A 6,031-nucleotide genomic window follows, 5' to 3' on the forward strand; every position below is an offset into this window, starting at 1 on the left:
TCTGTCGATCAGGCGGCGCTGCAGCACTACCTGGCTTATCGCTATGTGCCGTGGGATCAGTCAATTTTCGAAGGTATGCACAAGCTCCCCGCAGCCCATCTGTTGATTCGTGAACGAGGGGTCACCCGTACGGAGCGATACTGGGAGCCTCGGTATCGCCCCGTGATTCATGATGAAACGGAAGCTTTGGAAGCCGTGCAGGACAGCGTTTGTGCAGCCGTTCAGGCACAGCTTGTCAGCGATGTTCCCGTGGGTGTCTTCCTGAGTGGTGGTATTGATTCCAGCGGGATCGCGTCAATTGCAGCTGCCGAGAGCGGACTGAATCATGCCAGTTTCACGATGGGGTTTGAGGAACCGGACTACGACGAGCGAATATTTGCGAGACTGGCCGCTGAGCATGCAGGGTGCGGAATACATGAAGATGTGATGAGCTGCCAACGGTTCATGGCAGATTTGCCCGCTTTCATCGATTTGTATGATGAACCCTTCTTCGATTATTCCGGCCTGTTTGTGCATCTGCTGGCACGTCTGGCACGTGACAACGGCGTGTCTGTGGTGCTGGCAGGCGACGGCGGCGATGAAGTGTTTGCCGGCTATCACTGGTATGACGACCCGCATGAATGTCAGCAGCCGGCCCTGTTACAAAAATTGCAGAAGTTTCTGGGCGGGACACCACAGGGTGATCCGCTGACAAACTGGTTCCGGCGGCTGTGTCAGATGAATACAGAGACTCAACGTTCGCTGGTGTGTCAGCCAGGATCTTTTTCGCACCGGACACTGATGGAGCAGTTTTTTTCCGATGAAATCCCGGCCGTGACCGGACTGCAGCTGCTGGATCTTCAGACTTTTCTGGTGGATGACATCCTGCAGAAGGTGGATCACGCGAGTATGGCCTGTGGTGTCGAGGTACGCGTTCCGTTTCTTCATCGGGCAGTGGTGGAAACAGCGTTCTCAATCCGGCACGACCTGCTGATGAAAAACGGAGAACGTAAGTCTTTGTTGAAAAAAGCTCTCAAAAAATGGGTGCCTCCTGCGATTTTAACTGCCCGCAAAAAAGGGTTCGGTGCGCCGCTGACAAACTGGATGGAATCCGGTCTCGCTGACATCGCCACTCGATTTCTGTCCGACGGAAGTCTTGTGCAGCGGAATTTGTTTTTACGGGAAGGTATTGATCAGTTGATTCGTCAGCGTCAGGACCAGTCATTGTGGCTGGTTCTGTGCCTGGAGCTTTGGGCACGTCGCTGGCTTGAAGACCATTCTACAGATCGGATTCAGCAGGAAATGACCGGAGTCCCGGGGTTTCCTTTATAATGTTTTTCATGGAACTCGTTGTCGTTTACGGTCGCAGTCACATACTGAACAACACCATGTGAAGGTCCGGCGTCATTTCAATGATCGTTCGTTGCACGGTGTTGGGGCAAATCCGGGAAGTCATCTTTCAATACCCGGCTGACAGGTGAAAAGCGTGGCCTGGTGAAAAGCGTGGCCGGGTGACCGGCTGCGGAAAGTTTATCAATCATGACAACCACAACAGCAGTCACGTTCGTTCAACGCCGGTGTCCGGTCTGCTGTGCAGAAGAGCACCGGACTCTGTTTGAGATTACGGTTCACGATTTTTCCACGGTCAATCCCACGTACCGAATAGATCAACTGGAGCGAATGGGGATCGCCGGTGACCATTCCTGTCCGATTGTATGCTGTGAACAGTGTGGGTTTGTCTACAGCAAAGATTGTCTGGATGATCGCTCCCTTTCATTTCTGTATGAACATGTTATCGATCATGAAAAGAGTCTGGCAAAGATTCACGGTCGTGAGAAACGGAAGCGACTGCTGGCCGTCTGGGCGAGACTGTTCGAACTGGCAACCGAACATCGGGATCGGTGTGATCTTGATGTGTTTGACTTTGGCTGTGGCTGGGGGGATTTTCTCAGTGTGGCCCGATCGCAGTGCATTAACGTCTGTGGTCTGGAAGCCGACAGGGTCAAAGTCGACTGGGCAGCCGGTCAGGGGCTGAATATCGTGTCCACACTGCAGGAGGTCGAAGCTCTGGCACCGTTTGATGTGGTGTACTGTGACCAGGTTCTGGAGCATCTTGATACACCTGCGGAGACAGTGAGATTTCTTTTCGGTATTCTGAAACCAGGTGGAGTTGTTTTTGTCGGTGTCCCCTGTTGTCCAAAGGTCGAAATGGACGCTGTGGCGGCTCAGTTGCGGCTTGGCAGGCAGGTCTCTAAAGATATCAACCCGTGGGAGCATCTGAACTATTTTTCGCCTGACAGTCTAGTGCGGCTCATGCAGACGACCGGATTTGAGGTGCTGAATCTGAAAACAGATCAATCGCGTCTGTCGTGGCTGAGTGGTTTCAGAAAACAGCAGACAACCGGTTCGCCGGACAGTCGGCTGGCGAGTTCAACGGATCTTTTCTGCCGAAAACCACCGGGGCACGATGAGCAGAGTCATCGGTCGGGACAGACGGATGAGTTTCCGGAAGAATCAGGATAATGCCGGAGAAATTTCAGGCCGTTCTTCCAAAGGTGACTGACAAACCTGTGACTGCAGGGGAATTGTGACGCATGTCGGAAACAGATGCCCTGTATTTGCGCAGTGACGTTCTCATTGTGATTCGCAGTGCCGGCGAACGAACCACACAGCTGTGTGAGTCGTTACTCAGTCGTCAGGTGGTTCCCGAACACATTCACACGATTCGGGAAGTGCCGTTCAGTCAGGCCGTGGTTCGGACGTTTGAGCTGGGGCTGGAATTTGGACTGCCGTGGACAGTTGCGGTGGATGCCGATGTACTGGTTCACCCTCGCGCTGTGCACTCGCTGGTGGCCCTGGCCGCAGCGGGTTGTGCATCTGATTTTCGTCTGGATGTCAGACTGATTGACAAACTGTTTGGTGTTCCGAGATGCGTGGGAATGCATTTGTACCGGACTGGTCATCTTGACCGAGCCCTTTGTTTCGCAAGAGCATGCGAGCGAGTTCACCGTCCTGAATACCACGTTGTGGAGCAGATGCGCACGGTCGGCTACACTGACTCTGAAGTCGAAGCGGTTCTGGGGCTGCACGACTTTGAACAGTTCTACGGGGATTTGTATCGCAAAGGATTTGTACACGCCCAAAAACATGCGGAGTTACAGGAACCACTGACACGCATGTGGAAACGGCGGTCTGTCGCAGATCCTGATTTTCAGGCGGTTCTGGCAGGCAGCAAATCCGGACGGGACACCGGGGGCACTGCTGTCACGGACGCCAGACAGTTCACCAGATCTTTGGCGGACCTTGGACTGAAGAATCTTTCTGAAAAGCCGCCTCTGGAAATTGATGATCCTGTGGTGCAGGATCTGGATGTTTTTATAAGAGACTTTGAGTCTTCGTCCGACATTGCAGAGTTTCTGCTGATTCAGGAGATGCAACACGAAACAGCGGCACGAAAACCGGCTGTGCTGTCCGATTTGTTGCTTCGGGTTCGCGCAATACTGCGTATTCGGTCCCGTGCTCGTCGGCTCGCCGGCTGGATTTGGGACCGTGATTCTTCCGGCGGGCCACAGCGGCCGGTATCGAGCGAGCCTTCTGAGTCTGTCTCCCGACCGTTGGAATGGTACGAAAGAGACCGGTTGACACCGGAGTTTGAGCGGGCGGTACAGGCCTCGCGTCCGCTGGCCTGTTGTCCGGAGTCACCCAGTGAGCTGCATACACTGGTGGATCATCAGCGTCTGTGGTCTTTTGCGCTGGGTGCGAAGTCTCTGCTGCGGTTCGTGGACAATCTGGCGATCGTTCTGCACGACGACGGCAGTCTGACTGAGGAAGATCAGGTTCTCATCAGGGAGCACATTCCCGGCTTGCGCATCATTACGCGTCAGGAGGCAGATGAGCGGATGGATCGGGTTCTTGAGCCATACCCGTTCTGCCGACAGTTCCGTGAAAAAAACAGAGTGATGGCCCAGGTTTTTGACTTTCCGGAGTTCACGGCCGGCCAACGGCTGATCACGTTTGACAGTGACATCCTGTTCCATTCACGCCCGGACGAAGTCCTCGACTGGCTGAAGGTCGATACGGGACACGTTCTTTTTGACGAAGAAGTGTCACCTGTCAGTCCACAAATTCACGGTGTTGATATCACTGCTCGACAGGATATTCCCTTTTGCTTTGTTGAGAACCTTTGTGGTGGCTTCGTTTGCGGATTTCCGGCAATGTACGATTTGTCGCAGATTGAGGAGTACTGCAGGTTTGTTTTAAAGAACTGTCACCAGCAACTCTATCGGTCTCAGACAATCACGGCGATGTCCGCGGCGCATTCCGTTTTCACTCCGCGATCGCTGCCACAGACGTATCAAAACGTGCAGACGTTGGCGCCTGGACCGGTGATGCGTCACTACCGTTTTTCCAGACTGCCGCCGGCGGAGTTTTTGCGGGACGCATTCGAGATCCTCAAATGTCTTGAACAAACGGCTGATTGATCGACTTGTTGATCGTGTGTCTCGTTTTTATGTTTAATTCCCCAGGCAGACTCAATAGCACATGAGTCAGGAGATCGCCGGCTCAGGTAAGTATCTCCTTTTCCTCCGGACTGAAAAATCAGATTGCATTTGGGTCCTGGTGTGGTCGCAGGATCCGTTGGCATCCCCGGTTCCCGTACCGGATTGTGTTAACTCCTCTCCCGAGAAATAAAATTTTGGCTTTCGGGACAATCCCGTGCGCAGCATGGTCACCGTTAGGAGCACGGTCCGGTACCAAGGTTCTGTTCAGGCCGCTCAAAATACGCTTTCGTCCGGGGACTGGAAAAGTCTCCTGAGACTATACAGAACGTTGCTCGTACCTGGATTGTCATTGGTAAGAAGGCGGTCCTGTTCGAAGCGAATCACGCGGGTACCGTGTGCTGCCAGGCGAAAAATACAAAAAGATTTTATGTGCTTAATCAGTCCGGCCCGGGCCGGACTGATTCACTTACAATTGTTTTCCGAAGCGGATGTCGTTCAACTATTGGGCGTCGGGCCCTTACTGAGTACCGGATTCAACTAATGAACCTTCAAATGATGAACCCACACAACCGTTGTGTGGCAGTGGTGTGTGTTTTCCTGTTGGGTACTTCCGCTGCCGTAACTGCGGCCGACTGGAATCAGTTCCGCGGGCCCAATCGGGATAATATATCGAAGGAGACCGGACTGCTGGATCGGTGGCCGGAGGGTGGGCCGGCACGACTTTGGACGGCCACTGGTCTGGGGAAAGGTTATTCAGCGGTGTCGATCGTCGGCAATCTTGTTTATTCCATGGGCAATCGCGACGGCGGTGAATACATCGTTGCCGTGAACCGTAGTACGGGAGACGTCGTCTGGAAAACTCGCAACGGTGACGAATATCACGACGGAACCGGTGACGGACCTCGCGGAACTCCCACCGTGGCCGATGGCAGGGTTTATGGCCTGGGAGGCAATGGAGACCTGACCTGCTGCGATGCCACTACAGGTGACGTGATCTGGCACAGGAATATTCTCAAAGAATTTGGCGGGTCGAACATCACCTGGGGAATCAGTGAATCGGTGCTTGTCGATGACGGCTACGTGATTTGCACGCCCGGAGGCAGTCGTGGCACTGTGGTTGCTCTGAACAAAGACTCCGGTGACACAAAATGGGTGTCATACGTCCCCGAATCTCCTCAGGCGGCGTACGCCTCACCGGTGGTGGCCACGGTTGGCAAAGCCAAGCTGTACGTGGTGTTCACCAGCAAGGGAGTCGTGGGTATTCGAGCAACTGACGGGGAACCATTATGGGGCCAAAATAAGTCATCGAACGGGACGGCCAACTGTGCCACTCCACTGGTTATCGGCAAACAGGTGTTTAGTTCGTCCGACTACGGCACCGGGGCGGAACTGATTGAGATCAACTCTCGAGGAACTAAAGTCACATCGCGAGTCGTCTACGATAACAAACACATGAAAAACCATCATGGCGGGATGGTCCACATCAATGGCCATGTCTACGGGTCCAGCAGCAATATTCTGACGTGCATTGAACTCAGGACCGGCAAACC

The 6,031-nt window shown here is 53.8% G+C and carries 4 protein-coding genes; all 4 read left to right on the forward strand.

Features of this window, described 5'->3' with window-relative positions; translation table 11 throughout:
* On the forward strand, nucleotides 1-1,311 hold a 1,311-nt coding region (locus MK110_19615; GenBank protein MCH2213512.1), incomplete at its 5' end, for an asparagine synthase C-terminal domain-containing protein.
* 207 nt (nucleotides 1,312-1,518) lie between these two features.
* Nucleotides 1,519-2,502: a class I SAM-dependent methyltransferase gene (locus tag MK110_19620; protein ID MCH2213513.1), complete on the forward strand. Its 984-nt coding sequence runs from the start codon at nucleotides 1,519-1,521 to the stop codon at nucleotides 2,500-2,502.
* A gap of 71 nt (nucleotides 2,503-2,573) precedes the next feature.
* Complete coding sequence (locus MK110_19625; protein MCH2213514.1) at nucleotides 2,574-4,460, forward strand: hypothetical protein; 1,887 nt, start codon at nucleotides 2,574-2,576, stop codon at nucleotides 4,458-4,460.
* Between the two features lie 561 nt (nucleotides 4,461-5,021).
* The coding region (locus MK110_19630; GenBank protein ID MCH2213515.1) for a PQQ-like beta-propeller repeat protein at nucleotides 5,022-6,031 on the forward strand (1,010 nt) is incomplete at its 3' end.

This window comes from Fuerstiella sp., from assembly GCA_022447225.1.
GTDB lineage: Bacteria > Planctomycetota > Planctomycetia > Planctomycetales > Planctomycetaceae > S139-18.

Bases quoted from the DNA above. Each gene is read 5' to 3' on its own strand.
- MK110_19620 (MCH2213513.1), top strand. From the start codon at position 1,519: ATGACAACCACAACAGCAGTCACGTTCGTTCAACGCCGGTGTCCGGTC.
- MK110_19625 (MCH2213514.1), top strand. From the start codon at position 2,574: ATGTCGGAAACAGATGCCCTGTATTTGCGCAGTGACGTTCTCATTGTG.